Annotated in this window: 1 protein-coding gene; it reads left to right on the top strand. The window is 53.8% G+C overall.

Annotation, left to right across the window (positions count from 1 at the left end):
* Positions 1 to 275: Ig-like domain-containing protein (locus tag Q0895_RS13425; protein ID WP_299189792.1), on the top strand; the 275-nt coding region annotated here is incomplete at both ends.

Here is a 275-nt window from a genome sequence, read left to right as displayed (position 1 = left end):
ACGGTGAAAACCTAGAGGTCAGCTTGACGGATACCGCAGGTAACCCCTCAGACTCAAGCACGGCTACTGCTCCAGACTCAACCGCCCCTAATGCGCCAGTCATCACCGACTTTGATGGCACAATCGTCATCGGCACCGCTGAGCCAGGTTCTAGGGTTACCATCTTAGATGAGAGTAATACGATTATCGGTAGCGCGGCCGCTAATACCGATACAGGCGCTTATGAGGTAGTGCTTGAGACGCCGCTTACCAATGGTGAGGTGATCAACGCCACA

The organism is uncultured Psychrobacter sp. (assembly GCF_947495825.1).
In the GTDB taxonomy this organism is placed as follows: Bacteria; Pseudomonadota; Gammaproteobacteria; order Pseudomonadales; family Moraxellaceae; genus Psychrobacter.
The sequence above is the reverse complement of the archived record's forward strand: the minus strand, read 5'-3'. Positions and strand labels throughout refer to the sequence as shown.